The organism is Kitasatospora sp. NPDC059812 (assembly GCF_042732075.1).
GTDB lineage: Bacteria > Actinomycetota > Actinomycetes > Streptomycetales > Streptomycetaceae > Kitasatospora.
This window is the reverse complement of the sequence record NZ_JBHWIO010000007.1, coordinates 15928-40878: the sequence shown is the minus strand read 5'-3', so window position 1 is coordinate 40878 and position 24951 is coordinate 15928. Positions and strand designations below refer to the sequence as shown.

Here is a 24951-nt window from a genome sequence, read left to right as displayed (position 1 = left end):
CCCAGGAGTAGTTTCCGCCATGATTTCCGCCAACGCCCTTGAGCTGCGCGCCGGTGCCCGGATCCTGATCGAGTCCGCGAACTTCAAGGTCGCCGCCGGCGACCGGATCGGCCTGGTCGGGCGCAACGGCGCCGGCAAGACCACACTGACCAAGGTGCTGGCCGGCGAGGGCATGCCGGCCTCGGGCACGGTGACCCGCTCCGGCGAGGTCGGCTACCTCCCGCAGGACCCGCGCACCGGCGACCTGGACGTCCTCGCCAAGGACCGCATCCTCTCCGCCCGCGGCCTCGACACCGTGCTCAGGAAGATGCGCGAGAACGAGGACCGGATGGCCAACGGCCAGGGCGCCACCCGGGACAACGCGATGAAGAAGTACGCGCGCCTGGAGACCGAGTTCCTCACCAAGGGCGGGTACGCCGCCGAGGCCGAGGCCGCCACCATCGCGGCCGCCCTGGGCCTGCCGGACCGCATCCTGAACCAGGAGCTGCACACCCTCTCCGGTGGTCAGCGCCGTCGCGTCGAGCTGGCCCGGATCCTGTTCTCGGACTCCGACGTGCTGCTGCTCGACGAGCCCACCAACCACCTCGACGCCGACTCGATCGTCTGGCTGCGGGACTTCCTGAAGACCTACAAGGGTGGCTTCATCGTCATCTCGCACGACGTCGACCTGGTCGAGACGGTCGTCAACAAGGTCTTCTACCTGGACGCCAACCGCTCCGCCATCGACGTCTACAACATGGGCTGGAAGCAGTACCAGCAGCAGCGCGAGGACGACGAGAAGCGCCGCAAGCGCGAGCGGGCCAACGCCGAGAAGAAGGCCGCGACCCTCAACTCCCAGGCCGACAAGATGCGGGCCAAGGCGACCAAGACGGTCGCCGCGCAGAACATGGCCCGCCGCGCCGAGAAGCTGCTCTCCGGCCTGGAGCAGGTGCGCCAGAACGACAAGGTCGCCAAGCTGCGCTTCCCGGACCCGGCGCCCTGCGGCAAGACCCCGCTGACGGCCAGCGGGCTCTCCAAGTCCTACGGTTCGCTGGAGATCTTCACCGACGTCGGCCTGGCCATCGACCGCGGTTCGCGGGTCGTCATCCTCGGCTTCAACGGCGCGGGCAAGACCACCCTGCTGCGGATGCTCGCCGGGGTGGAGCAGCCGGACACCGGCGAGGTGATCCCGGGCCACGGCCTGAAGATCGGCTACTACGCCCAGGAGCACGAGACCCTGGACCCGGACCGCACGGTGCTGGAGAACATGCGTTCCTCCGCGCCGGATACCGACCTGGTGCAGATCCGCAAGATCCTCGGTTCCTTCCTGTTCTCCGGCGACGACGTCGACAAGCCGGCCGGGGTGCTCTCCGGCGGTGAGAAGACCCGGCTCGCGCTGGCCTCGCTGGTGGTCTCCAGCGCCAACGTGCTGCTGCTCGACGAGCCCACCAACAACCTCGACCCGGCCAGCCGCGAGGAGATCCTCGGCGCGCTGCGCGAGTTCAGCGGCGCGGTCGTGCTGGTCACCCACGACGAGGGCGCCGTCGAGGCGCTCCAGCCGGAGCGGATCATCCTGCTGCCGGACGGGGTCGAGGACCTCTGGAGCCCGGCGTACGCCGATCTGGTCTCGCTGGCCTGACCGGGTGTAGACGCGATCTCCGCTTTTAGGACCAGAAAAACTAGTACTTACGGCGTGTCCGGGAATGAAGAAAGCCTGGATTCCGTTTAAGGACTTCCTGTCGGCCCGCCACTCGATCGTGGTCGGGCCGACACTGCTGATCAGCCCTTTCTCGGCGGACGGCGGAATCCGCCTGGGGGCGCGCACTCTACGTGAGCGCCCTGATGCGCTCGGATCACCACCGCAGGACCACGCATTCCCGACATCGACCTTGCCGAATGGGTGGCCAGGACGCGGTGGATGGGTGATCATGGGAATCTGACCGAGCAACGCTACGAGGAGGCACGGGTGGCCGAGACTCTGAAAAAGGGCAGCCGGGTAACCGGTGCCGCGCGTGAGAAGCTCGCGGCCGATCTCAAGAAGAAGTACGACTCCGGGGCGAGCATTCGCGCTCTCGCGGAGGAGACCGGTCGTTCGTACGGCTTTGTGCACCGGATGCTGAGCGAGTCCGGAGTCATTCTCCGGGGCCGCGGTGGTGCCACGCGTGGCAAGAACAAGGCGACCGCCGGGGCCGGTTCCTGACGGTCCGTCAGCTCATGGCTGAATGGCGCGGCGGCAGGGCGCCGACCGGGGAGACGAGAACCGATCGTCCGCCCTCGGGTCGAGTGGACCGGCCGCCGATCGTCATGTCCGGGGTGTCGTCCGCCCCCGGGCGCCCCCCTTCCGTCGATCTTTCCGGGCCGGCGCCCTGCCGCCGCGCGCCCAGGTTTGTTACTCTCCGGTAGCCAAGCCCCTCGCCACCGGAGGTCCCCGCATGACCGCCCCCGCCACCGACCCGCAGGCCCCGAGCTGGGAGCAGGACGGCGTCCGCCTGGAGATCGACGGTGAGCTCGCCGTCGTCACCCTGTGTCAGCCCAAGCGGCGCAACGCCCAGTCGCCCGCCCTGTGGCGCGCCCTCGCCGCCGCCGGCCGCGACCTGCCCGGCGGCGTCCGGGTGGTCCTGCTGCGCGCGGAGGGCGTCTCCTTCTCGGCGGGCCTGGACCGGGCCATGTTCACCCCCGAGGGCATCCCCGGCGAGCCCACCTTCCTCCAGCTCGCCGGCGCCCCCGACCAGGAGCTCGACGACACCATCGCCTCCTACCAGCAGGCCTTCACCTGGTGGCGCCGCCCCGACCTGGTCTCCATCGCCGCCGTCCAGGGCCATGCCGTCGGCGCCGGCTTCCAGCTCGCCCTCGGCTGCGATCTGCGCGTCGTCGCCGACGACGTCCAGTTCGCCATGAAGGAGACCTCGCTCGGCCTCGTCCCCGACCTGGCCGGCACCAAGCCGCTCACCGAACTCGTCGGCTACGCCCGGGCGCTGGAGATCTGCGCCACCGGCCGCTGGGTCGGCGCCGAGGAGGCCGCCGCCATCGGGCTGGCCAACCTGGCCGTTCCCGGTGCGGAACTGGACGCCGCCGCCCGCGACCTCGCCGCCGCCCTGCTGGCCGCGCCGCGCAATGCCGTCATCGAGACCAAGGCCCTGCTCCAGGGCGCCGCCGGCCGCTCCTTCGACGAGCAGCGCTCGGCCGAACGGGCGGCGCAGGCCCGCCGCCTGCGGGACCTCGCCGGGATCGGCGACTAGGACCTGTCCGGCTGCGTCGTGTGAACGGGCCCGGCCCGGGGTGTGCTCCCCGGGCCGGGCCCTCGACGTTCCCGGAAGCGTCCCGGTGGCGTCCCGGCGGCCCTCCCCGGCGGGCGCGGAACGTGGCGCAATGCCAGAGTTATGGGGATTTGCGATATAGCTGGAGCCGTACGACGGGAGATGCGCCCCCATGCCTGACACTCCGACCCCCGCCACCATGCACAAGAACCCCGGCCACGTCGCGGCCGCCGGCTCCGCCGTCCACGCGCCGTCCGCCGCCTCCGCCGCGACCGACGCCGGCAAGCCGACCGGCGAGCGCGGCCGCACGGCGCTGGCCGTCGGCGTGGTCGAGAAGATCGCCGGGATGGCCGCCCGCGAGGTCAACGGCATCCACGCCCTCGGCTCCGGCCTCGCCCGCACCTTCGGCGCGATGCGCGACCGGGTGCCGGGCGGCAAGTCCGGCGTCGGGCGCGGCATCAAGGCCGAGGTCGGCGAGAAGCAGACCGCCATCGACATCGCCTTGGTCGTCGAGTACGGCGTGGTCATCCCCGAACTCGCCCGCCAGGTACGGGAGAACATCATCGACGCGGTCGAGCGGATGACCGGCCTGGAAGTCGTCGAGGTCAACATCGCGGTCAACGACGTCCACCTCCCCGACGAGCCCGACGTCGAGGAGGAGGAAGAGGAGACGGTCGTCGCGGGGCAGCGGCCCAAGCTCAAGTAGCGAGCCCACGAAGCGCCCGGCGGCGGGCGGCAGCGAGGACGAGGAGTAGCGGATGAACCTGGCCATCGTCGGCCTGGTGGTGGGCATGGCCCTCGGCTTCGCCGGGTACTTCGGCGGCTTCGCGGCGTTCCTGCTGGTCGCCGCGCTCGGGCTGGTCGGCTTCGTGGCCGGCCGCCTGCTGGAGGGCGACATCGAGCTGGGCGACCTCGGCGACCTGCTCCGCGGCCGCGACCGGCGCCGTTGATGGCGGCTCCCACCACCAGTGCCCGCCGCGAACCCGCCGCCCGGGGCCGACTCCGGATCGCCGACCGCGTCTACGCCCGCATCGCGGCCCGGGCCGCCCGCGAGGCCCTCGCCGACGCCTGGACCGGCCGCACCGCCAAGGGCGCACCGCCCGCCGTCTCGGTGGCCACGCCCGGCAGCACCGTGACCGTCCGGGTCGCCGTCGCACTGCCCTTCCCCGCCGACCTCGCGGCGCTCGCCCGGGCCGTCCGCGAACGCGTCGCCGCGCAGGTCGCCGGGTTCACCGGGACCAGGGTGTCCGAGGTGGTCGTCGTCGTGGAGCGGCTGGTGACCGGGGGAGTGTCATGAGTGCGGGGGGCGAACCGGCGCCCGGCGAGGAGGCGACGGCGGCCGGGGACGGGCCCCCGCGGGAGAAGGTGCGGCGGCCGCGGGCGCCGCGGGCCGTCGTCGCGGCGCTCGTCGCCACCGTGCTGCTGGTGCTCGCGGGCGCGCTGCTGTACGACGTGATCGCCGTCCGCGCCGGGTACCCGACCCGCCGGTGGCGCGCCCGGATCGCCGACGAACTGGCCACCCGTCACCTCGACTACCTGTGGGCGCTGGTGGGTGCCGGCGCCGCCGTCCTCCTCGGCGGGGTGCTGCTCTGGCTGGCCCTCGCCCCCGGTCTCGGCCGCTGGCTCCCGCTGCGCCGGCACGGCGACACCGGCGCCGTCATCGACCGGGCCGGCATCGGGCACCTGCTCGCCGACCGCGCCGCCGGACTCCAGGGCATCGACCAGCTGCGGATCCGGATCAGCCGCCGGCGCGTCCGGGTCACCCTCATCGGGGCGGCGGACCCGGTGTCGGTCCAGCGCCAACTGCGCGACGAGCTGGCACGGGTGACGCTGGCCCGGCCGCTGCGCCTGGACGTGCGGGCGGCGCCCGGGGCGGGGCCCGGGGCGGGGCCCGGGGTGGGGGCGGCGGGATGAGGCGGACGGCCGTCAACCGGGTGCTGCTGGGGGTGGTCGGGGCGGTGCTGCTGGCCGCCGGCGTGCTGGTGCTGGCCGGCGGGCTCGACCTGTACCGGCGCCTCGGCGCCGACCCGCCGGGCTGGTGGCCGCTCACCTCCCCGGACCAGCCGGTGCTCAGTGCCCGCTCGCGCACCCGCTGGGCGGATTCGGCCTGGTGGTGGCCCACCGTCATCGGCGGGCTGGCCGTGGTGGTCGCGGGCACCGCCTGGTGGCTGGTGGCGCAGCTGCGGCGCAGCGGCCCGGCCGGCCTCGTCGTGCCGACGCCCGGTGCCACCGGACTCCGGCTGCGGGTCCGCACCCGGGCGCTGGAAGAGGCGCTGGAGACCGGGACGGCCACGCTCCCCGAAGTCGAGCGCGCGGGCGTACGCCTGGTGCGCGCACCCGGGCACCCGCGGCTGCGGTGCGCCGTCCGGCTCACTCCCGGTGGCGATCCGGCGGCCCTGGTGGAGCACTTCGACACCGGCCCGCGAACCGACGCCCGGACCAGCCTGGGCCTCCCGGAACTCCCCGCCGACCTGCGGATCCGGATCCTCCAGGCCGCCCGGCCCGAGTCGCGACGGCGCCGCGGGCGGCGCAGGCCCCCGCGGGTGGAGTGAACCAGGGGCGGGCGGAGCCGGGTGCCCGCCCCTGTGTGCGTCCTAGAGGGGGCGCAGGGCGCCGCCGTCGACGGGGATCATCACACCGGTCAGGTAGGAGGCGGCGGGGGAGAGCAGGAAGGCCGCGACCTTGCCGAACTCCTCCGGGGTGCCGTAGCGGCCGAGCGGGATGGTCGCGGCGGCCTGGGCGCGGGCGGCGTCCGGGTCGCCGCCCAGGGAGTCCAGCTCGCGCACCCGGTCGGTGTCGATCCGGGCCGGGAGCAGCCCCACCACCCGGATGCCGCGCGGGCCGAGCTCGTCGGCGAGGGACTTGGCGGCCATCGCCAGCCCCGGGCGCAGGCCGTTGGAGATGCCCAGGCCGGGGATCGGCTGGCGCACCGAGCCGGAGAGCACGAAGCCGATCACGCCGCCCTCGCCGAGGGCTGCGGCGGCGGCGCGGGCGAGCCGCAGCGCGCCGAGGAAGACCGACTCGAACGCGTCGCGCCAGGCCTCCTCGGGGGCGGTGGCCACCGGGCCGGCCTGGGGGCCGCCGACGCTGATCAGCACGCCGTCGAGCCGGCCGAAGTGCCCGGTCGCCTCGGCGATCAGCCGTTCGGCGGTCGCCGGGTCGGCGTTGTCGGCGGCCAGGCCGTGGGCCGTCCCGGCGCCGCCGATGGCGTCCAGCTCGGCGACGGCGGCGGCCACGGACTCCTTGCCGCGCCCGCTGACCAGCACCCGTGCTCCGTCGGCGGCCAGCTCCCGGGCGGCGGCGAAGCCGAGGCCCCGGGTGGCGCCGGTGGCCACGTACACCTTGTCCTTCAGTCCAAGATCCATGGGGCCCATCCTGCCGGGTGGCGGGCGCGAGGGGGAGGGCCGGGGGCTGGGGCGGGGTGACGTGGCGCCGGGGGAGGGGGCGGACGGAGCCGGGCTGGCGTTGACGTCCGGGTCAAGGTCTACCGTCGGTCCCGGCGGCGTGCGGAGGCGGGCCGGGAGAGCGGGTGCGGGGATGCGGATCGGGGAGCTGGCGGAGCGGGCGGGGACGACCACCCGAGCGCTGCGGTACTACGAGCAGCTCGGCCTGCTGCCGGCCCGCCGGGCGGGCAACGGCTACCGGGCGTACGACGAGGAGGACCTGCGGCTGCTGCGGCAGATCCGGACGCTGCAGGACTTCGGGTTCGGCCTGGAGGAGACCCGCCCGTTCGTGGAGTGCCTCCAGGCGGGCCACCCCGAGGGCGACTCCTGCCCGGCCTCGCTGGAGGTGTACCGGCGCAAGCTCGCCGAACTGGACGAGTGCATCGCCCGGCTGCAGGACGTCCGGGCCCAGGTGGCCGGGCAGTTCGACCGGGCGGTACGGGCCCGGGACGGGCTGGCGGCCGAGCCCTCCGGACAGCCGCCGCGCTGTGAACTGGCGAACGAATGGGCGAAGGAGTAGACGATGGTGCAGATCCCAGGGGTGCCCGCGGTGACGGACGACACGTTCGCCGCGGAGGTGCTGGCGGCCGAAGGGCCGGTGCTGGTGGACTTCACGGCGGACTGGTGCCCGCCGTGCCGGATGATGGCGCCGGTGCTGGCGGACGTCGCCCGTGAGGAGGCGCACCGGCTGCGGGTGGTCAGCGTGGACGTGGACCGCAATCCGCGCACCCAGGCGGCGTACGGGGTGCTGTCGATGCCGACGCTGATGGTGTTCCGCGGCGGCGAGCCGGTGCGTTCGGTGGTCGGCGCCCGGGCCAAGGCGCGGCTGCTGCGCGAGCTGGAGGACGTGCTGTAGGCGGTTCTCCGGGGCGTTCCCCCGGGCAGGGGCCTCGGGCCGGGGCCTCAGGCCGCCGGTACGGCCTCGACCGGCACCTCGGCCTCGGCGGCCTGCTTGGCCCGGTCCTTGGCCTCGCGGCGGGCCAGCACCCCGACCCCGACCGGGATCATCGCGGTGAACAGCCACCACTGGATCGCGTACGCCATGTGCGGGCCGATGTCGGAGTGGTTGGGCTCGGGGATCAGCTCGGGCTGGTCGGCGGGGGCCGGGGTGGTGGCGGTGAGCTCCAGGTAGCCGCCGAGCACGGTGGTGACGCCGGTCTCCTTGGCCTGCTGCTCGGTGTTGATCAGGTTGAACTGCCGGTCGGGCAGGCCGGCGCGGTCCTTGATGCCGCTGCTGCCCGTGGTCTCGTCGGCGCGCATCCGACCGGTGAGGGAGACCTCGCCGGTCGGGGCGGCCGGGACGGTCGGGTAGGCGGTGGCGCCGCCGTCGCCGGCCACCCAGCCGCGGTTGACCAGGATGCTGCCCCTGCCGTCGGAGAGCTTGAGCGGGGTGATGACGAAGTAGCCGATCGTGTCCCCGCTGGAGTCGGTCCGCTTGCGGACGACGAACTCGTGCGCCGTGTCGTACTGCCCGGTGGCCGTCACCGGGTGCCAGATGAGGTCCTTGGGCACCGCGAAGCCGGGGGCCGACGACACCGTGTCGAACGGCACGGGGGCGACGGTGAGGGCCTTGCCGATCAGGTCGTTCCGGGCCACCCGCGACTCGTGGCGGTGCAGCTGCCAGAAGCCCAGCTCGATCGTCGCGGGGATCAGCAGCAGCGCGATCAGCATGGTGATCAGCCACTGGCGGGTCAGCAGAAAACGGTACACATGGGCACGGTACGCCGACTTCACATCCGGCTCACGCACCGGGGTGCGGGGCGACTTCGCGGAGCAGTTGGAGGAAGGCGTCCTCGCCGACCACCGGCGTGCCGACCTCGCGGGCCCGGCGGGCCTTGCCGCTCCAGCTGCCCGGCTCGTTGGTGACCAGCAGGCTGGTGAGCCGGCTCACCGAGGTGGCGATGTGCAGGCCGGCCTCGGCGGCGCGGTCCTCCAGCAGCTCCCGGTCGGTGGCGGTGTCGCCGGTGAAGGCCACCCGCATGCCCTGCACCAGCGGCTTGCCGTCCTCCCAGCGTCCCGGGTTGGGGTACGGGCAGGGCGGGCGCTTCTTGGCCTGGCGGTAGGCGGCGCCGGTCCAGGAGGCGCGGCCGGGGGTGGCGGGCTCGTCCTCGCCGAGGTCGGTGACGGCCACGCAGGCCTGCACCGGCAGCGGGACGCCGCCCTGGCGGGCCAGGTGCAGGCTGGGGCGGAACGCCTCGGCGAGCACCCGGGCGTCGTCCAGGGCGTTGTGGGCGTGCTGCTGGCGGACGCCGAAGTGGGCGGCGAGCGAGGACAGCTTGCCGTTGGGCAGCGGCAGCCGCAGGTCGCGGGAGAGCACCATGGTGCAGATCCGCTGCTCGACCGGGGCGCGCAGGCCGGCCCGGGAGAACTCGCGCGAGATCATGTTCCAGTCGAAGAGCGCGTTGTGGGCGACCAGGACCCGGCCGTTCAGCCGGTCGGCGAATTCGTCGGCGATCTGTGGGAAGGTCGGGGCGCCCGAGAGCAGCTCCGACGTGAGGCCGTGGATCCAGACCGGGCCCGGGTCCCGCTGGGGGTTGACCAGGGTGTACCAGTGGTCGGTGACCTCGCCGTCCGGGTCCAGCTGGTAGACGCCCGCCGAGATGACGCGGTCCGAGCGGCCGAGGCCGGTGGTCTCGACGTCGACCACCGCGAAGCCCTCGGCGGGGGCGGCGGTGCGCTGGGCGGGGACCTGGACGGTCCGCGGCGCGCCGTACGTCTCGGGCTGGATCGGGTGCATGGTCCAACAGGATAAGCGCCGTCGGGCCCGCGTCCGGTCGAAATGTTCCGGCCGAGCGACCGGAATAGAGTATTCCGCATAGGCGTCGCCTAGCCGGTCGACGCCGTCAACCGGCTGCCGACACCCCCCGACGGCCGACTCCGTAAGGACGAACTCCCATGCGCGCCACCGTGATCCACGGCCCCAATGACATCCGGATCGAAGAGGTCCCGGACCCGGTGATCCAGCACCCGACGGACGTCGTGGTGCGGGTGGTGAACGCCTGCATCTGCGGCAGCGACCTGTGGGCGTACCGCGGGGTGGCCCAGCGGGTGGCCGGGCAGCGGATCGGGCACGAGTTCCTGGGCGTGGTCGAGGAGGCGGGCGCCGAGGTGCGCGGCTTCGCGCCCGGCGACCTGGTGGTGGCGCCGTTCGTCTGGTCGGACGGCAGCTGCGACTTCTGCCGGGAGGGCCTGCAGACCTCCTGCCCGCACGGCGGGTTCTGGGGCGAGGTCGGCTCCGACGGCGGCCAGGGCGAGGCGGTGCGGGTGCCGTTCGCGGACGGCACGCTGGTGAAGCTGCCGAAGGAGGCCGCGGGCGACGAGAAGCTGCTGCCGGGACTGCTGGCGCTGTCCGACGTGATGGCCACCGGGCACCACGCCGCCGTGTCGGCCCGGGTGCGCCCGGGCGTGACGGTCGCCGTGGTCGGCGACGGCGCGGTGGGCCTGTGCGGCGTGCTGGCGGCGCACCGGCTGGGCGCGGACCGCATCATCGCGCTGGGCCGGCACACCGCCCGCACCGACCTGGCCCGGCGCTTCGGCGCGACCGACGTGGTGGCCGAGCGCGGCGAGGCCGCGATCGAGGCGGTGAAGGAGCTGACCGGCGGCCAGGGTGCGCACGCGGTCCTGGAGGCGGTCGGGACCGAGGAGTCGATGCGTACGGCCGTCTCGATCGCCCGGGACGGCGGCGCGGTGGGCTACGTCGGCGTTCCGCACGGCGGCAGTGCGGGCGTCGACATCGGTCAGATGTTCGGCCGAAACGTTTCGCTCAACGGCGGCGTCGCCCCGGCCCGCGCCTACATCCCCGACCTGCTGCCGGACGTCCTCTCCGGGGCCATCGAGCCGGGTCTGGTGTTCGACCGCACGGTGGGCCTGGACGGTGTCCCGGACGGGTACCGGGCGATGGACGACCGCTCGGCGCTGAAGGTCCGGATCACTTTCTGACGATGCGTCAGAAGGGGCGGCACTGCTGGACGGTGCCGCCCCTTCGGCATGTGGCGGCGGTGTTGTGAAGTGGCGCGAGTGGTGGTTTTCGGCCAATTGGATAGTGCGAGAGGGTGAACGACTGGCTGATCGCGGTCAACCCCTTTCGGGGCGGGCGCGACGCTCCTAGCATTGCGCGGCGCGCACACGGATTGTGACGCCCCTCACGTCCGATCGTTCCCCGTGTGCGACCGCTACGCCGAAGGAGTGAGGAGAGACAGAGTGGATTCGCCGCCGATCACCACTACCCCTACGGAAGTCCAACTCATCGATGAGAGCGAGGAGTTCCGTACCCTGAGGCGCTCGTTCCGGAGCTTCGCCTTCCCGGTCACCATCGGCTTCGTGCTCTGGTACCTGCTCTACGTGCTGCTCTCCTGCTACGCGCCCGGCCTGATGGGCGCCAAGGTCGTCGGGCACATCAACGTGGCCCTGGTGCTGGGGCTGCTGCAGTTCGTCACCACCTTCGCCATCGCCGCCTGGTACGCCCGCTACGCCGACCGGCGGATCGACCCGACCGCCGCCGCGATCCGCGAGGCCCACGGCGCCGTCGTCCACGCTCCCCGGGAGTCCGCCGAATGACCCTGCTCGCCAGCTCCGCCACGGAGCACCGCGGCATCACGATGACCCTCTTCGGGTTGTTCGTGCTGGCCACCCTCGCGATCACCGTCTGGGCCGGGCGGCAGACCAAGGACGCGGCCGACTTCTACGCCGGCGGCCGCGGCTTCACCGGATTCCAGAACGGCCTGGCCATCTCCGGCGACTACATGTCCGCCGCGTCCTTCCTCGGCATCGCCGGCGCCATCGCGCTCTCCGGCTACGACGGCTTCCTCTACTCGATCGGCTTCCTGGTCGCCTGGCTGGTCGCGCTGCTGCTGATCGCCGAACCGCTGCGCAACTCCGGCCGCTTCACCATGGCGGACGTCCTCGCGTTCCGGATGCGCCAGCGCCCGGTGCGCACCGCGGCGGGCGTCTCCACCATCGTGGTGTCGATCTTCTACCTGCTCGCCCAGATGGTCGGCGCCGGGACGCTGGTCGCCCTGCTGCTGGGGGTCAACGGGGACGCCGCCAAGCGCTGGACCATCGTCGCGGTCGGCGCGCTGATGGTCGTCTACGTGGTGATAGGGGGCATGAAGGGCACCACCTGGGTGCAGATCGTCAAGGCCGTGCTGCTGATCGCCGGCACCGCGCTGATGACCGTCCTGGTGCTCGCCAAGTACCACTTCAACCCCTCGGAACTGCTCGGCGCCGCCGCCAGCGCGAGCGGCAAGGGCGCGGCCTTCCTCGAACCGGGGCTGAAGTACGGGGCCAGCGACACCAGCAAACTCGACTTCATCAGCCTCGGGATCGCGCTGGTGCTCGGCACCGCCGGCCTGCCGCACATCCTGGTCCGCTTCTACACCGTGCCCACCGCCAAGGCGGCCCGGAAGTCGGTGCTCTGGGCGATCGGCATCATCGGCGTCTTCTACCTGATGACCCTGGCGCTCGGCTTCGGCGCGGCGGCGCTGGTCGGCCCCAAGGCGATCAAGGCGGCCAACGCCTCCGGCAACACGGCGGCCCCGCAGCTGGCCGAGGTGCTCGGCGGAGGCTCCGGCACCACCGGCGGCGCGATCCTGCTCGCGGTGATCTCCGCCGTCGCCTTCGCCACCATCCTGGCCGTGGTCGCCGGACTCACCCTGGCGTCCTCCGCCTCCTTCGCGCACGACCTGTACGCCAACGTGATCCGGCGCGGCAAGGCCACCGAGAAGCAGGAGGTGCTCTCGGCGAAGTGGGCCGCCGTCGCGATCGGCGCGGTGGCCATCGTGCTCAGCCTCTTCGCGGGCAAGCTCAACACCGCCGCCCTGGTCGCCCTGGCCTTCGCGGTGGCCGCCTCGGCGAACCTGCCCACCCTGCTCTACTCGCTGTTCTGGAAGCGCTTCACCACCTCCGGGGCGGTCAGCTCGGTCTACGCCGGCCTGATCAGCTCGGTGGTGCTGGTGGTCTTCTCCCCGGTGGTCTCCGGCGCGAAGACCTCGCTGTTCCCGGACACCGACTTCCACTGGTTCCCGCTGGAGAACCCGGGCCTGGTCTCCATCCCGATCGGCTTCCTGGCCGGGTGGATCGCCACCCTGCTGTCCAAGGACCGACCCGACCCGGCGAAGTACGCTGAACTGGAGGTTCGGGCGCTGACCGGGCTGGGCGCCCACTGACCGGGCGCCCACCGACCGACCGGCGATGACTATGCTGGCCCGGCCCGCCGTGACGGTGGCCGGGCCGGCCGCATTCTCGGGAAGGGACGCACGTGCTGCTCGACACCTTCGGACGCCAGGCCGTCGACCTGCGGGTATCCCTCACCGACCGGTGCAACCTCCGCTGCACCTACTGCATGCCGGAAGAGGGCCTGCGCTGGCTGGCCAAGCCCGAGCTGCTGACCGACGAGGAGATCGTCCGGCTGGTCACCCTCGCGGTGCGCGACCTGGGCGTCCGGGAGGTCCGCTTCACCGGCGGCGAGCCGCTGCTGCGCCCCGGCCTGGTCGCCATCGTCGCCGCCTGCTCGGAGCTGGAGCCGCGCCCCGAGCTGTCCCTCACCACCAACGGCATCGGGCTGGCCCGTACCGCGACGGCGCTGCGCGAGGCCGGGCTCGACCGGGTCAACGTCTCGCTGGACACCCTCGACCCCGAGGTGTTCCACACCCTCACCCGCCGCCACCGCCACCAGGACGTGCTGGCCGGGCTGGCCGCCGCCGAGGCCGCCGGGCTGACGCCGGTCAAGCTGAACGCGGTGCTGATGCGCGGGGTCAACGACCACGAGGCGCCCGACCTGCTGGACTGGTGCCTGGAGCACGGCTACGAGCTGCGCTTCATCGAGCAGATGCCGCTGGACGCCCAGCACGGCTGGGACCGCTCCGCGATGGTCACCGCCGAGGAGATCCTCGACCTGCTCGGTGCGCGGTTCACGCTCACCCCGGAGCCGTCCGCCCGCCGGGGCGCGGCGCCCGCCGAACGCTGGCTGGTGGACGGCGGCCCGGCCCAGGTGGGCGTGATCGCCTCCGTCACCCGCCCGTTCTGCCGGGCCTGCGACCGGACCAGGCTGACCGCCGACGGGCAGGTGCGCAACTGCCTGTTCGCGACCGGGGAGACGGACCTGCGCACCGCCCTGCGCTCGGGCTCGGACGACGCCGAGCTGGGCGCGCTGTGGCGGGCGGCGATGTGGGGCAAGAAGGCCGGGGCCGGGATCGACGACCCGGAGTTCCACCAGCCCGAGCGACCGATGTCGGCGATCGGCGGCTAGCGGGCCTCGGACGGCGTGGGAGGTCGGAGCGGTCAGGGCGGCCAGGGTGTCTCGGGCGGTCAGGGCGTCTCGGACGACTCGGACGGGTCCGGGGTCCAGTCGGCGAAGGCGACGACCTCCTTGAGGAAGCCGCGCACGCCGAGGAACTGGGACAGGTGCTCACGGTGCTCGTCGCAGGCGAGCCAGGTCTTGCGGCGGTCCGGGGTGTGCAGCTTGGGGTTGTTCCACACCAGCACCCAACGGGCGTCCGCCCGGCAGCCCTTGGCGGAGCAGATCGGCGTCTGCGAGGTGTCCATCGGGTCGTCCTCAGCGCTAGGCGGGTGGTCTGCACCGCCAGTGTTTCACGCGCTCCGCGCGGCCCGGAGGGAGCCCGCCCGGATCCGGGCATGGCGACGCCGGGCAGCCACGGGGGGAGCCGCCCGGCGTCGGTCCGTCGCTCCGACGGGGGATGCGGAGCGCGTACGCAGTATGTCACGCCAGGGGCCTCGGATGGGGAGGTCTTGCATGATTAATCTGAGCTTCTTCTGAGCTTTCTTCGAGCCGGATTCTCTCGAAACGTCGCGAAACGGACGGTCAGTTCGGGCCCTGTGAAGGATCGGTGGCAGCGGACTTTGCCCCATCTGTACCGGGGGCCCCAGCTGCTCCACCCCTCCCACCCGTCCCACCGGGGCCGAGCATCAGCGGGGTGTCCAGCGGGATGTCGAAGGTGCTCGGCAGTCCCGGCGCCCGCTCCCGGCCCGCGTTGGCGATCAGGACGGCGAAGTACGGCAGCAGCACGGCGCCGGCCAGCGCCGCGAACGCCAGCCACCGCTGGACGTCCCACAGCACCACGGCGAGCAGCACGCAGACCGTCCGGAGCAGCATCGAGACCACGTAGCGGCGCTGCCGCCCGCGGACGTCCTCGGTGAGGCTGCTCCGCGCTCCCGTGATCCGGTGGACCTGCTGTCCACCGTCGGCGCTCTTGCCCATGTCCTACCGCCCTCGTCCACGCTCCCGCGCGACTCGCCGCGCGGCCTCCTCACGGTACGCCTGGGCAGCGGGGACGACGAGACCGGGTGGGGCGGACCCACCCGGTCGGGTGCGTGAAGGGACTGTCCGGCCGATCGGGACGGCCGATCGGGACGGCAACAGGGATAGTGAGGGGCCTCACGACCGCCGGGAGAGGAACTGCGGCGGGACGGCGTCGGTGAGCCAGACGCCGTTGTCGCTGATCCGGAACTCGTGGCCGGCCGCCGCCATCGCGGCCGCGTTCACGGTGAGCACCACCGGGCGGCCGTGCCGGGCGCCGACCCGCACCGCGGTCTCGGTGTCCGCGGACAGGTGGACGTCCTGCCGGGCCATCGGGCGTAGGCCCTCCCGGAAGATCGACGCCAGGTGGCGGTCGGCGGTGCCGTGGTAGAGCACCGGGGGCGGCACGGTGGCGGCCAGGCCGAGGTCGACCGCCACCGTGTGGCCCTGGTTGGCGCGGATCGAGAGACCGTCCGCGGAGTAGCCGAAGCGGCGCTTGTTGTTGGTCGCCACCACGTGGTCCAGATCGGCCCTGGTCAGCCGGTTGCCCTTCGCCGCGAGGGCGGTGAGGAGCACGTCGATCCGGATCCAGCCGGACTCGTCCAGCGTGACGCCCACCCGCTCCGGTTCGTGCCGCAGGATGCGCGACAGCATCTTGCTCGTCTTGACCAGCCGCTTCTCGTCCATCATGTCTCTCGTATCCCCCCGTTGGTCAGTGGCTATGAGGCCTGGCTGACCGAACTCATGTTGAAGTCCGCGACACGCACGGGTGGCATCGCGGTGCGGGTGAAGTAGTCGCTCCACTCGCGGGGCAGGCAGCGCTCGGTGCGGCCCGCCTCGGTGATCCGGTCCAGCAGGTCCACCGGGGACTCGTTGAACCGGAAGTTGTTGACCGCGCCGACGACTTCGCCGTTCTCGACCAGGTAGACGCCGTCCCGGGTCAGACCGGTGAGCAGCAGCGTCGCCGGGTCCACCTCGCGGATGTACCAGAGGCAGGTGAGCAGCAGGCCGCGCTCGGTGCGGGCGATCATCTCGTCCAGGGTCGGCGCGCTGTCCTGGTCGGCCGTCTCCAGCACCAGGTTGTCGCCGAACGGGCGCAGCGGCAGGCCGGTGAGGCCGGCGGAGTGGCGGCTGGTGACCAGGTCGGTCAGCACGCCCTCGCGGATCCACTCGGTGGCGTCGATCGGCAGGCCGTTGTCGAAGACCGAGATGTCCCCGCCGGTCGAGTGCGCGAGGACGAACGGCTCCGACTCCAGGCCGGGTTCGGCCGGGTCCGTGCGCAGCGTGAGCGGCAGCCCGGCGAGCTTGTCGCCGATCCGGGTGCCGCCGCCGGGCTTGGAGAAGACGGTGCGGCCCTCGTGGGCGTCGCGGCCGACGGCGGACCAGGCGAGGCAGAGCATCAGGTCGGCGACGGCCGAGGGCGGCAGCAGCGTCTCGTACCGGCCGGCCGGCAGGTCCACCTTGCGGGCGCCCCAGCCGAGGCGCTTGGTCAGCTCGGTGTGCAGGGCGGTGACGTCCACGTCGGAGAAGTCCCGGGTGGCGGCGCCGGCCCACGCGGAGCCGGACAGGTCGGCGGTCTTGGCGTTGATCTCGACCATGCCGGTCGGCTGGTCGTGGCGCAGCCGCAGGCCGGTGGAGGTGCCCAGGTAGCTGCTGACCACCTCGTGCCGGGCGAAGCCGTACAGCAGTTCGCCCTGTGCGGCGGCCCGGGCGAAGGCCTCGCCGAGGGCCGGGCCGAAGGCGTCGAACACCGCGATCGAGGTCTCGGCGGGCGGCCGGGTGAAGTCCGGGGAGGACGGCCGGTCGGCCACGAGCGGCTGGGCGTCCTCGGCCGGGCCGGCCGCGCGGGCGGCCTCCTCGGCGGCGCGGACCAGGCCCTCCACCTCGTCCGGGGTGACGGCCTCGCGGGAGACCACGCCGGAGGCGGTGCCCTCGGCCCCGGCCACGGTGGCGATCACGGTGAGGCGGCGGCCGCGGGTGACGCCGTTGGTGGTCAGCGAGTTGCCGGCCCAGCGCAGGTTGGCGGTGGACTCCTCGTCGGCGATCACCACGCAGCCGTCGGCGCGGGCGAGGCCGAGTGCCAGCTCGACCAGTTCGTGGGGCTGCATCGCGGTCATCAGTGACCCGCCTCCTGCTGGGTGTTGAGCACGTTGACGTTGCGGAACAGCGCCGACGGGCAGCCGTGGCTGACCGCCGCGATCTGGCCGGGCTGCGCCTTGCCGCAGTTGAAGGCGCCGCCGAGGACGTAGGTCTGCGGGCCGCCGACCGCCGTCATCGAGCCCCAGAAGTCGGTGGTGGTCGCCTGGTAGGCGAAGTCCTTGACCTGGCCGGCGAGTTCGCCGTTCTTGATGGCGTAGGCGCGCTGGCCGGTGAACTGGAAGTTGTAGCGCTGCATGTCGATCGACCAGGAGCGGTCGCCGACGATGTACAGGCCGTTCTCCACCCCGGCGAACAGGCCCTCGGTGTCCGGGCCGTCGGCGGCGGGCTGGAGCGAGACGTTGGCCATCCGCTGCACCGGCACGTGGGCCGGGGAGTCCGCGAAGGCGCAGCCGTTGGAGCGCTCGAAGCCCTTCAGCTTGGCCATGCCGCGGTCGAGTTGGTACCCGACCAGGGTGCCGTCCTTGACCAGGTCCCAGGACTGGGTGGCGACGCCCTCGTCGTCGTAGCCGATCGTGGACAGGCCGTGCTCGGCGGTGCGGTCGCCGGTGACGTGCATCAGCTCGGAGCCGTACCTGAGCGAGCCGAGCCGGTCGAAGGTGGCGAAGGAGGTGCCGGCGTAGGCGGCCTCGTAGCCGAGGGCGCGGTCCAGCTCGGTGGCGTGGCCGATCGACTCGTGGATGGTCAGCCAGAGGTTGGACGGGTCGATGACCAGGTCGTAGCGGCCGGCCCGGACGCTCGGCGCCTTCATCTTCTCGGCGAGCAGGGTGGGCAGTTCGGCGAGTTCGGCGTCCCAGTCCCAGCCCGTTGCGGGCAGGCCCCGGCCGTCGGGGGACGGCCCCCGGACCCCCGTGAGGTACTCGAAGCCGCGCCCGACCGGCGGGGCCAGCGTGCGCATCGAGTCGAAGGCCCCGGTGCGCTCGTCCACCGAGGTGGCCTCCAGCGTGGGGTGCAGCCGGATCCGCTGCTGGGTGGTGACGGTGCCCGCGGTGTCCGCGTAGAACTTGTTCTCCTGGACGGTCAGCAGGCTCGCCTGGACGTGCGAGACGCCCTCGGCGGCCAGCAGCCGCGAACTCCACTCGGCGAGCAGTGCGGTCTTCTCCGCGTCCGGCACCTCGAAGGGGTTCACCTCGTAGGAGGAGACCCAGGTGGCGTCCCGGTACACCGGCTCGTCGGCCAGCTCGACCCGTTCGGCGGAGCCGGCGGCCCGGCTGATCCCGCCGGACAGGCGGGCCACCGCGACGGCCTGTTCGGCGACCCGCGCCGCCGCGTCGGCGGTGAGGTCCACCCCGGCGGCGAAGCCCCAGGCGCCGTCCAGCAGCACCCGGACGGCGAAGCCGAGTTGCACGCTGTCGGAGGTGCCGGCCGGGCGGGCGTCGCGCAGTCGCCAGGAGGCGCTGCGGACCCGCTCCAGGCGGAAGTCGGCGTGGGCGGCGCCGAGTTCGCGGGCCCGGGTGAGGGCGGCGTCGGCGAGGGTGCGCAGCGGGAAGGCGAGGAACAGCGGGTCGACGGCGCGCCCGTGCGGGGCGCCGACGCTGTCGGCCGGAGGGATCGGAGGCAATCGTGCTCCCTGGTCGCGGAGGGTGGCGGTGCGGCGCCACACAGGGGCGCCCGCACCGCATCATGGCCGGTCCAGGGGGTTTCGGCCAGCGCATTTCGACCGGTGCGCCGCCGTGGTGGCCGGTCGGTCAGCCGACGATCTCCCACCAGCCGTCCAGCTCCGGCGGGTTGTCCACGTCGACCCGCTCGCCGGGGCGCGGCACGGCCAGCGGGACGGCCTGCGCCTTGGCCTCGGCCAGCAGCCGCTCGATCGGCTCGGCCCACGGGTGCAGGCCCAGGTTGAAGGTGCACCAGTGCACCGGCACCAGCAGGCCCGCCTGGAGGTCGCGGTGGGCGCGCACGGCGTCCTCGGGGGTCATGTGGATGTCGGCCCAGGCGGCGTCGTAGGCGCCGATCTGCACCAGCGCGGTGTCGAAGGGGCCGTGCCGGTCGCCGATCCGGGCGTAGCCCTCGAAGTAGCCGGAGTCACCGGTGTAGAAGACCTTGCGGTCGGGGCCGGCGATCACCCAGGAGCCCCACAGGGTGGTGTTGCGGGTCAGGCCGCGGCCGGAGAAGTGGTGCGCCGACGTGAGGGTGAGCACCAGGTCGCCGAGGGTGCAGGTCTCGTCCCAGTCCAGCTCGATGATGCGGTGCTCCGGGACGCCCCAGCGGCGCAGGTGGCCGCCGATGCCCAGCGGCACCGCGAACGGCGCGGACTGGCTGCGCACCAGGCGCTTGACCGTCGCCATGTCCAGGTGGTCGTAGTGGTCGTGCGAGATCAGCACGGCGTCGACCTGCGGCAGCTCCTCCAGTTCCACCGGCACCGGGTGCAGCCGCTTGGGGCCGACGTGCGCGGCGGGGGAGCAGCGCTCGCTCCAGATCGGGTCGAGCAGCACCCGGGAGCCCTCGATCTCCACCAGCGCGGAGGCGTGCCCGTACCAGGTGATCGCCACGCCCTCGGCGGCCGGGCCGGGGCCGCCGGCGGGGCGGACGGTCGGCACGGGGTGGGCGGGGACGCGGCCCTCGCGCTCGAACAGCATCCGGCGGATGGTGCCGCGGTCGATGTCCGGGGCGGTGGTGGCCCGGGCCAGGGTGGAGGGGGCGTTGTGGAAGACGCCGTCGCGGTACTGCGGCGAGTCGCGCACCCGCTCCTCGTGCTCGCCGTCCGGCCGCCGGCCGAACGCCGCCGGCAGGTCGCGCAGCGACCAGGCGGCCGCTCCCAGGCCGGCCGCGAGGGCGGTCAGGGCCAGCAGCCGTCCGTTCCGGTGGGTGCTCCTGGGCCGTGCCTTGGTCATGCGCCCTGCCTTCGTTCCTCGCGGGACCCTTCGGGGGATCGGTACGGCCGGTCCCGGGTCGGCCCACACCACGGGGGCAACGGGTGCGCGGGGCCGTGTTGTTCCCGTACGGCGGCGCCGGCTGGGCTCCGGCCGTGGTTCGGTCAGGGCGGCTGAGCAGGTGCGGGGCGCTGCGGGTACGGATTGTCGGATTGCGACAGTTCCTCCGGTGCGGCGCTGTGGGAGCCCGATGCGCCGACACCGCCGACCGCCCGATAGCGTCACACTGCGTACGCGTTCCGACGTACGTCCGCACACACGGAGAGAGGTGGATCGTTGAGCCGCTCGGTTCTCGTCACCGGAGGAAACCGGGGCATCGGCCTCGCGATCGCCCAGGCCTTCGCCGAGGCGGGTGACAAGGTCGCCATCACCAGCCGCTCGGGCGAGGTGCCGGAGGCCCTGCAGAAGTACGACGTCCTCGCGGTGCGCTGCGACATCACGGACGCCGCGCAGGTCGACGCCGCCTTCACCGAGATCGAGGAGAAGCACGGCGCGGTCCAGGTGCTGGTCGCCAACGCGGGCATCACCAACGACACCCTGCTGCTGCGCATGTCCGAGGAGGACTTCACCTCCGTCCTGGACACCAACCTGACCGGGGCCTTCCGGGTGGTCAAGCGCGCCTCGAAGCTGATGATGCGCGCCCGCACGGGCCGCGTCGTGCTGATCTCGTCCGTGGTGGGCCTGTCCGGCTCGCCGGGCCAGTCGAACTACGCCGCGTCCAAGGCGGGCCTGGTCGGCTTCGCCCGGTCGCTGGCGCGCGAGCTGGGCCCGCGCAACATCACCGTCAACGTGGTCGCCCCCGGCTTCGTCGACACCGACATGACCGCTGTGCTCAGCGACGAGCGCCGCGCGGACATCGTCTCGGGCGTGCCGCTGGGCCGCTACGCGTCGCCCGCCGAGGTCGCGTCCACCGTGCGGTTCCTCGGTTCGGACGAGGCCGCGTACATCACCGGAGCCGTCATTCCCGTGGACGGCGGATTGGGCATGGGTCACTGAGCATGACTGGAATCCTTGAGGGCAAGCGCATCCTGATCACGGGTGTGCTGATGGAGTCCTCCATCGCCTTCCACGCCGCCAAGCTTGCCCAGGAGCAGGGTGCGGAGATCATCCTCACCGCGTTCCCGCGTCCGAGCCTGACCGAGCGGATCGCCAAGAAGCTGCCGAAGCCGGTCACCGTGCTGCCGCTGGACGTCTCCAGCGAGGAGGAGCTGGCGGGCATCGCCGACACGGTCCGCGAGCACCTGCCGACCCTGGACGGCATCGTCCACTCGATCGGCTTCGCCCCGCAGGACGCCCTGGGCGGCAACTTCCTGGACACCCCGTGGGAGTCCGTGGCCACCGCGATGAACGTCTCGGCCTTCTCGCTGAAGTCGCTGACCATGGCGCTGCTGCCGCTGATGCAGGACGGCGGCTCGGTCGTCGGCCTCACCTTCGACGCGCAGTTCGCCTGGCCGCAGTACGACTGGATGGGCCCGGCCAAGGCCGCCCTGGAGTCGACCAACCGCTACCTGGCGCGCTACCTGGGCGAGCGGGACATCCGCTGCAACCTGATCTCGGCCGGCCCGCTCGGCTCGATGGCCGCCAAGTCCATCCCGGGCTTCGGCGACCTCGCGGACACCTGGAACCACCGCTCCCCGCTGAAGTGGGACCTGACCGACCCGGAGCCGGCCGGCCGCGGCATCGTCGCGCTGCTCTCGGACTGGTTCCCGAAGACCACCGGCGAGATCATCCACGTCGACGGCGGTCTGCACGCCATCGGCGCCTGACCGCTTCGCCGCACACCGCTGCCCGGCACCCTCGTGGGGGTGCCGGGCAGCGGCGTTCCAGGACGTGCCAGGGCGCCTCAGGCGTCGGCGGGGGTGCACGCGCCGATGGCACGGCCGGCCTCGACGGAGGCGCGCTGGGCGTCGCCGGCCCGGATGGCGTCGAGGATGGTGGCGTGGCCGATGTAGCGCTCGGCGATCAGCTCGGGGCCGACGTCGTGCCGCAGGTGGGCGCGGGTGACCTCGCCGAGGTCGGCGTAGACGGCGGCCAGCACGTCGTTGTGGGCGGCGGCGACGACGGCCTGGTGGAACGCGGCGTCGGCCTGGATGAAGTCCTCGGCGTCGCCGGAGTGCCAGGCGCTCTCGCGGCGGCCCAGTGCGGCGTCCAGCAGGCCGAGGTCGCGGTCGGTGCGGCGGGCCGCGGCGAGGCCGGCCGCGGAGGTCTCCAGGGCGGCCCGCAGCTCGGCGACCTGCGCCTGGTCGGCGTCGGCGAAGCGGCGGTGCATGACCCCGGCCAGCTCGCTGGTGGCGAGCACGTAGGTGCCGGAGCCCTGGCGGATGTCGAGCAGCCCGTTGTGGGCGAGGGCGCGGACGGCCTCGCGGACGGTGTTGCGGGCGACGCCGAGCTGTTCGACGAGTGCGGCCTCGGTGGGGATGCGTGAGCCGACGGGCCACTCTCCGGAGGTGATCTGGGCGCGCAGCTGCGCGATCACCTGGTCGGACAGCGGGGTGCGCCTCGGCGAGGACAGCGCCACGGGTACTCCTTGCGGCTACGGTTCGATGGACGGGGCCGGCGGGTGGGAGGGCCGGCGTCCGGTGGGGGTGCGGGTCGGCACATCATGCCAATTCGAAGGTGCGCCAATTCATCCCATCATTCTATGATGGTGCCCATGCCTCCCGCAGCAGACACCACCGCCTCCCCACGAACCGAGGCCCGGCCGCAGACCGAGCGGCCCTCCACGCCCTCCTCCGGCAAGCACCTGGTCTGGCTGTTCGCCATCGCGATCGCCGCCGCCGCCTTCAACCTGCGCCCCGTGGTCACCAGCCTCGGACCGCTGCTCGACCAGGTCCGCGCCGACCTCGGGATGAACCCGACGCTCGCCGGGCTGCTCACCGCCGTCCCGTCGCTCTGCTTCGGCCTGTTCGGCTTCGCCGCGCCCTCGATGGCCCGGCGGATCGGCCCGATCGCCGTGATCACCGCCGGCATGGGCGCGATCACCCTGGGCGTGCTGTCCCGCTCCTTCGCCGGCGGCACCGCGGTGTTCCTGCTGCTGACCGCGCTCGCGCTGGCCGGCGTGGCGGTCTCCAACGTGCTGATCCCGGTGGTGATCAAGCGCTACTTCCCGGACAAGGTCGGTCCGATGATCGGCCTGTACTCGATGGCGCTGTCGGCCGGCACCGCGCTGGCCGCCGCCGTCACCGTGCCGATGACCAGCGCGCTCGGCGGCGACTGGCGCTACGGCCTGGGCGTCTGGGCCGGTCTCGCCGCGCTGGCCCTGCTGCTCTGGCTCCCGGTGCTGCTGACCAAGCGCGAGCGCGGCGAGCGCGCGGGCGGGGCGGCCGCCGCCAGGCTGCCGATCACCCGCAGCCGGACGGCCTGGGCGATGGCCTGCTTCTTCGGCCTCCAGGCCACCGGCGCCTACGTGGTGATGGGCTGGATGCCGAAGATCTTCCAGGACGCCGGAGTCGACAAGGGCACCTCCGGGGTGCTGCTCGCGGTGACCATGGTGATCGGCGTGCCGGTCTCCTTCGTGCTGCCCAACCTGGCCGCCCGCCGCGGCGACCAGCGGCTGTTCGTCGTCGTGCTGGCCGCCTGCGGCATCGCCGGGTACGCCGGGCTGGCGCTGGCCCCGGCCGGCGCGTCGTGGCTCTGGGCGGTCCTGGTGGGCCTGTCCAACTGCGCCTTCCCGCTGGTGCTGACGATGATCGGGCTGCGCGCCCGCACCGCCGGCGGGGTCGCCCAGCTCTCCGCCTTCGCCCAGGGCGTCGGCTACCTGATCTCCATCCCCGGCCCGATCCTGATCGGCCGGATCTATCAGATGACCGGTGAGTGGTACGGCCCGCTGGGCTTCCTGGCACTGCTGCTGGTGCCGCAGATGCTGTTCGGCCTGCGGGCCGCGATGGCCCGGCACATCGAGGACGAGGCGGTCCACCCCGTGGCGCAGGTCAAGGCCTGACCAAGGGCCGGCCAACCCCGAGGGGTCGGTGACCGACGGGCGTGTTCGGGGTGGAAGAATCCCGGACATGCCCGTTCTCGATCCCAACCCGACCGACGGCCGCAAGCAGCTCGGCCAGATCGCCCTGGCGATCGCCGGCATCGTGGTGCTGGTGGCGATCATCGCCTCCGTCGCCGCCGCCATAGGCTGATCCGGTCCATCCCCCCCCCGCGCACAACCGCCGCTCATCGGCCACCCCCCGTTTATCGGAAGGGCCGGACGAACGGCGGATGATGACACCCGCCACCCCTGCGAGTGGCGGCATCCGGGAGCATCGCGCCCCGGAGCGGCTTTTCTGCCAAGCTTGCTGGGTATGAGCGCCGACACGTCCCGCAGGATCATCGTTCTCCGCCATGCCAAGGCCGACTGGCCCAACGGCGTGGACGACCACGAGCGGCCGCTGGCCGACCGGGGCCGTCACCAGGCCCCGGACGCCGGCCGCTGGCTGGTCGACTCCGGCATCAACCCCGAGTACGTGCTCTGCTCCACCGCGCTGCGCACCCGCGAGACGTGGAAGCTGGCGGCGCACGAGCTGCCGAAGCGGGCCCGCAAGACCGTGTACGAGGACCGGATCTACGAGGCCAGCCCCGGCGAGATCATCGCCGTCCTCCAGGAGACCCCGGAGGAGTACGCGGACGTGGTGCTGGTCGGGCACAACCCCGGCGTGCTGGGCCTGACCCAGGTGCTGGCCGGGGACGCGGGCGACCGGGACGCGCTGGAGCGGCTGCGGCTCGGCGGCTTCCCGACGGCGGCGATCGCGGTGCTCAGCTTCAGCGGCTCGTGGAAGGGCGTCGAGCCGGGCGCGGCCGCGCTGGTCTCGTACTACACGCCGCAGGACTGACCCGGTGCGGAGCTCCGGGTTCCGTACGGGCTCCGTTGCTCCGGGCTTCGGGCTTCGATGACGACGAGGGGCGGGGGGGGGGGCGGGGCGCCCCCCCCCCCCCGCGGCGCGGGGGGGGCGGGCGCCGCGGGGGGGGGCGCGCCCGCGGGCCGCGCCCCCCCCGCCCCG

At 73.1% G+C, this 24951-nt stretch carries 29 protein-coding genes; 19 read left to right on the top strand and 10 right to left on the bottom strand.

The features are described from left to right. The first annotated feature begins 19 nt into the window (after window positions 1-19). The 8 genes from abc-f (at window position 20) to ACFV6D_RS05570 (ending at window position 5788) form a co-directional block, all read left to right on the top strand. Window positions 20-1618 (top strand): ribosomal protection-like ABC-F family protein, encoded by a 1599-nt coding sequence (gene abc-f, locus ACFV6D_RS05605; protein WP_063349609.1) that lies wholly within the window; start codon window positions 20-22, stop codon window positions 1616-1618. 327 nt (window positions 1619-1945) lie between these two features. After that, on the top strand, window positions 1946-2179 hold the full coding sequence (locus ACFV6D_RS05600) for a helix-turn-helix domain-containing protein (protein WP_030059940.1): 234 nt from the start codon (window positions 1946-1948) through the stop codon (window positions 2177-2179). Window positions 2180-2411: 232 nt separating this feature from the next. Next, a complete protein-coding gene (locus tag ACFV6D_RS05595) occupies window positions 2412-3218 on the top strand; it encodes an enoyl-CoA hydratase/isomerase family protein (RefSeq protein WP_063349610.1) in 807 nt (268 codons plus the stop codon). Window positions 3219-3408: 190 nt separating this feature from the next. Further along, the gene (locus ACFV6D_RS05590) at window positions 3409-3942 is read left to right on the top strand and encodes an Asp23/Gls24 family envelope stress response protein (RefSeq protein ID WP_380558548.1); all 534 of its coding nucleotides are present in this window, start codon (window positions 3409-3411) and stop codon (window positions 3940-3942) included. 52 nt (window positions 3943-3994) lie between these two features. Further along, a complete protein-coding gene (locus ACFV6D_RS05585; protein ID WP_063349611.1) occupies window positions 3995-4186 on the top strand; it encodes a hypothetical protein in 192 nt (63 codons plus the stop codon). Next, on the top strand, window positions 4186-4533 hold the full coding sequence (locus ACFV6D_RS05580) for an Asp23/Gls24 family envelope stress response protein (protein ID WP_363369085.1): 348 nt from the start codon (window positions 4186-4188) through the stop codon (window positions 4531-4533). The genes ACFV6D_RS05585 and ACFV6D_RS05580 overlap by 1 nt, the downstream gene beginning before the upstream one ends. Further along, window positions 4530-5150, top strand: coding sequence for a DUF6286 domain-containing protein (locus tag ACFV6D_RS05575; RefSeq protein WP_380558545.1), 621 nt, complete (start codon window positions 4530-4532; stop codon window positions 5148-5150). The genes ACFV6D_RS05580 and ACFV6D_RS05575 overlap by 4 nt, the downstream gene beginning before the upstream one ends. Next, window positions 5147-5788 carry an alkaline shock response membrane anchor protein AmaP gene (locus tag ACFV6D_RS05570; protein ID WP_380376471.1) on the top strand — a complete coding sequence of 214 codons (642 nt, stop codon included), beginning with the start codon at window positions 5147-5149 and terminating at the stop codon, window positions 5786-5788. Before ACFV6D_RS05575 ends, ACFV6D_RS05570 begins: the two co-directional genes overlap by 4 nt. 42 nt (window positions 5789-5830) lie before the next feature. On the opposite strand, the gene ACFV6D_RS05565 is transcribed toward ACFV6D_RS05570, so the two are convergent. Further along, window positions 5831-6601: an SDR family oxidoreductase gene (locus ACFV6D_RS05565; protein ID WP_063349615.1), complete on the bottom strand. Its 771-nt coding sequence runs from the start codon at window positions 6599-6601 to the stop codon at window positions 5831-5833. A gap of 172 nt (window positions 6602-6773) precedes the next feature. Between ACFV6D_RS05565 and ACFV6D_RS05560 the strand changes: the two genes are divergently transcribed. Continuing rightward, the gene (locus ACFV6D_RS05560; protein ID WP_063349616.1) at window positions 6774-7199 is read left to right on the top strand and encodes a MerR family transcriptional regulator; all 426 of its coding nucleotides are present in this window, start codon (window positions 6774-6776) and stop codon (window positions 7197-7199) included. 3 nt (window positions 7200-7202) lie between these two features. Beyond that, on the top strand, window positions 7203-7535 hold the full coding sequence (gene trxA, locus ACFV6D_RS05555; RefSeq protein ID WP_063349617.1) for a thioredoxin: 333 nt from the start codon (window positions 7203-7205) through the stop codon (window positions 7533-7535). Between the two features lie 47 nt (window positions 7536-7582). Here trxA and ACFV6D_RS05550 read toward each other — a convergent pair whose 3' ends face one another. Together ACFV6D_RS05550 and ACFV6D_RS05545 are read right to left on the bottom strand one after the other, a co-directional pair. Then, entirely contained in the window at window positions 7583-8389 is an 807-nt protein-coding gene (locus ACFV6D_RS05550; RefSeq protein WP_063349618.1) for an SURF1 family protein, read from the bottom strand. Between the two features lie 31 nt (window positions 8390-8420). Then, window positions 8421-9416, bottom strand: a complete 996-nt coding sequence (locus tag ACFV6D_RS05545) for a DEDDh family exonuclease (protein WP_380376475.1) — start codon at window positions 9414-9416, stop codon at window positions 8421-8423. A 158-nt stretch (window positions 9417-9574) separates the two neighbouring features. On the opposite strand from ACFV6D_RS05545, the gene ACFV6D_RS05540 reads away from it, so the two are divergent. From ACFV6D_RS05540 to moaA, 4 genes are all read left to right on the top strand, one after another. Beyond that, window positions 9575-10618, top strand: coding sequence for a zinc-dependent alcohol dehydrogenase family protein (locus ACFV6D_RS05540; RefSeq protein WP_063349619.1), 1044 nt, complete (start codon window positions 9575-9577; stop codon window positions 10616-10618). Between the two features lie 261 nt (window positions 10619-10879). Next, window positions 10880-11236, top strand: a complete 357-nt coding sequence (locus ACFV6D_RS05535; protein ID WP_063349620.1) for a DUF485 domain-containing protein — start codon at window positions 10880-10882, stop codon at window positions 11234-11236. Beyond that, the gene (locus ACFV6D_RS05530; protein ID WP_063349621.1) at window positions 11233-12843 is read left to right on the top strand and encodes a cation acetate symporter; all 1611 of its coding nucleotides are present in this window, start codon (window positions 11233-11235) and stop codon (window positions 12841-12843) included. Before ACFV6D_RS05535 ends, ACFV6D_RS05530 begins: the two co-directional genes overlap by 4 nt. A gap of 92 nt (window positions 12844-12935) precedes the next feature. Beyond that, complete coding sequence (moaA, locus tag ACFV6D_RS05525; RefSeq protein ID WP_380558540.1) at window positions 12936-13925, top strand: GTP 3',8-cyclase MoaA; 990 nt, start codon at window positions 12936-12938, stop codon at window positions 13923-13925. 59 nt (window positions 13926-13984) lie between these two features. On the opposite strand, the gene ACFV6D_RS05520 is transcribed toward moaA, so the two are convergent. The 6 genes from ACFV6D_RS05520 to ACFV6D_RS05495 all read right to left on the bottom strand — a co-directional run bounded on the left by ACFV6D_RS05520 (window position 13985) and on the right by ACFV6D_RS05495 (window position 19924). Next, a complete protein-coding gene (locus ACFV6D_RS05520; RefSeq protein ID WP_380427522.1) occupies window positions 13985-14221 on the bottom strand; it encodes a hypothetical protein in 237 nt (78 codons plus the stop codon). Window positions 14222-14498: 277 nt separating this feature from the next. Next, window positions 14499-14894 carry a DUF3099 domain-containing protein gene (locus ACFV6D_RS05515; protein ID WP_063349624.1) on the bottom strand — a complete coding sequence of 132 codons (396 nt, stop codon included), beginning with the start codon at window positions 14892-14894 and terminating at the stop codon, window positions 14499-14501. A 177-nt stretch (window positions 14895-15071) separates the two neighbouring features. Further along, window positions 15072-15620, bottom strand: coding sequence for an RNA 2'-phosphotransferase (locus ACFV6D_RS05510; RefSeq protein ID WP_063351459.1), 549 nt, complete (start codon window positions 15618-15620; stop codon window positions 15072-15074). Between the two features lie 32 nt (window positions 15621-15652). Next, window positions 15653-17050, bottom strand: a complete 1398-nt coding sequence (locus tag ACFV6D_RS05505) for a metallopeptidase TldD-related protein (protein ID WP_363369106.1) — start codon at window positions 17048-17050, stop codon at window positions 15653-15655. Beyond that, on the bottom strand, window positions 17050-18651 hold the full coding sequence (locus ACFV6D_RS05500) for a TldD/PmbA family protein (RefSeq protein WP_380376491.1): 1602 nt from the start codon (window positions 18649-18651) through the stop codon (window positions 17050-17052). The genes ACFV6D_RS05505 and ACFV6D_RS05500 overlap by 1 nt, the downstream gene beginning before the upstream one ends. Window positions 18652-18778: 127 nt before the next feature. After that, entirely contained in the window at window positions 18779-19924 is a 1146-nt protein-coding gene (locus ACFV6D_RS05495) for an MBL fold metallo-hydrolase (RefSeq protein WP_380558537.1), read from the bottom strand. Window positions 19925-20239: 315 nt separating this feature from the next. On the opposite strand from ACFV6D_RS05495, the gene fabG reads away from it, so the two are divergent. Both fabG and fabI read left to right on the top strand, forming a co-directional pair. Beyond that, window positions 20240-20959 carry a 3-oxoacyl-[acyl-carrier-protein] reductase gene (gene fabG / locus ACFV6D_RS05490; RefSeq protein WP_380490707.1) on the top strand — a complete coding sequence of 240 codons (720 nt, stop codon included), beginning with the start codon at window positions 20240-20242 and terminating at the stop codon, window positions 20957-20959. A 2-nt stretch (window positions 20960-20961) separates the two neighbouring features. Further along, window positions 20962-21729 carry an enoyl-ACP reductase FabI gene (gene fabI, locus ACFV6D_RS05485; protein ID WP_063349628.1) on the top strand — a complete coding sequence of 256 codons (768 nt, stop codon included), beginning with the start codon at window positions 20962-20964 and terminating at the stop codon, window positions 21727-21729. Window positions 21730-21806: 77 nt separating this feature from the next. Here fabI and ACFV6D_RS05480 read toward each other — a convergent pair whose 3' ends face one another. Continuing rightward, on the bottom strand, window positions 21807-22481 hold the full coding sequence (locus tag ACFV6D_RS05480) for a FadR/GntR family transcriptional regulator (protein WP_350887659.1): 675 nt from the start codon (window positions 22479-22481) through the stop codon (window positions 21807-21809). A 135-nt stretch (window positions 22482-22616) separates the two neighbouring features. On the opposite strand from ACFV6D_RS05480, the gene ACFV6D_RS05475 reads away from it, so the two are divergent. From ACFV6D_RS05475 to ACFV6D_RS05465, 3 genes are all read left to right on the top strand, one after another. Further along, window positions 22617-23903 (top strand): MFS transporter, encoded by a 1287-nt coding sequence (locus ACFV6D_RS05475; protein WP_079135934.1) that lies wholly within the window; start codon window positions 22617-22619, stop codon window positions 23901-23903. Window positions 23904-23970: 67 nt separating this feature from the next. Continuing rightward, a complete protein-coding gene (locus ACFV6D_RS05470) occupies window positions 23971-24093 on the top strand; it encodes an SGM_5486 family transporter-associated protein (protein ID WP_279634939.1) in 123 nt (40 codons plus the stop codon). Between the two features lie 162 nt (window positions 24094-24255). Continuing rightward, a complete protein-coding gene (locus ACFV6D_RS05465) occupies window positions 24256-24783 on the top strand; it encodes a histidine phosphatase family protein (RefSeq protein WP_063349631.1) in 528 nt (175 codons plus the stop codon). The last annotated feature ends 168 nt before the right edge of the window (window positions 24784-24951 follow it).